The sequence below is a fragment of the Flavivirga aquimarina genome (assembly GCF_030540835.1).
In the GTDB taxonomy this organism is placed as follows: domain Bacteria; phylum Bacteroidota; class Bacteroidia; order Flavobacteriales; family Flavobacteriaceae; genus Flavivirga; species Flavivirga aquimarina.
Window position 1 is genome coordinate 1 of the sequence record NZ_JAUOEK010000080.1, and the last position, 1,040, is coordinate 1,040.

A 1,040-nucleotide genomic window follows, 5' to 3' on the forward strand; every position below is an offset into this window, starting at 1 on the left:
GTAATTACAATATCTATTTTTTTTCTAACTGGTGGATAACAGATATCTCCGCTTTAATCGTTTGTTTACCTGTTTGGTTGCTTTTTCCCACTTGAAATTTTTGGCTCATTCGGACATCATTTCCTATATAGACATCAAGAAATCTATTTTATCGGACAATTCTAAGCCTCCTATTTTCTTAAAACCTTCTGGTTGCTTTAAAAGATGTTTTCGCAGCGATTTTACCTAGAGCCTATTCATTGCAATGAGGGCATATACATACCAACTGGGTGCTATATTAAATGCTACGGTAATAGTAAACGTATCTCCAGCTAGCACTGTTTTTGGTGTTTCTATTGTGTAACTTACAGGGACTCCAGATGTAGATTGTGCTACCACTGGGGTTCCTGTAGTGCTTAATAGCACGATCAATACAATTACTGCCTGAACTTTATAAAACATATCTTTTAACTATTAACTCGTAATTCGTGATTCCCTCTGTGCCACTTGACCTGTTCGCTAAAAATGCCCACTGGACATTTTGGCTCACAACATTTATTATTTGATTAAATAGGTGTTCGTGAATCTTCGATTTCTTAACGCTCCATCACCCCCAACATGACATACACATAGCCTTGATGCGCCAATGTTTTATTTTTATAGCCACCTTTTCCGTAATACTGTTTGATCATGTCTTCTTTGGTCCAACGCCCTGATTTTCTATATGCCTCATCGGAAAGTCCTGATTTTTTTTGGTATTCTTCTGCACTCTTTATTTGTGATGCAACTCCTTTTTTCATACTAGATGGATAATATGCAGGATTTTTTTTTGATATTCCTGTATCATATTCCCAGCTCCATGATAATTCATGATCAAATGTTCCATTTAAAGTTGCAATACTGGTTCCTATTAATAAATCATTTACCCCATCATTGTTCCAATCGGTTACACAGACATTGAGCCAGCTTCCTGGGAATTCTTTTTTGTCATTTTTTGTTGAAAATAATGGGATACCAGCTTCAAAACATAGTTCTTCTTTCTTACTTTTCAGACCACGGAA

At 36.1% G+C, this 1,040-nt stretch carries 2 protein-coding genes; both read right to left on the reverse strand.

Annotated features, from left to right (window positions below):
• Positions 1 to 225: 225 nt before the first annotated feature.
• On the reverse strand, positions 226 to 441 hold the full coding sequence (locus tag Q4Q35_RS07155) for a hypothetical protein (protein WP_303277274.1): 216 nt from the start codon (positions 439 to 441) through the stop codon (positions 226 to 228).
• Between the two features lie 134 nt (positions 442 to 575).
• Positions 576 to 1,040 (reverse strand): hypothetical protein (locus tag Q4Q35_RS07160; RefSeq protein ID WP_303277275.1); only part of this gene is annotated, 465 nt, incomplete at its 5' end.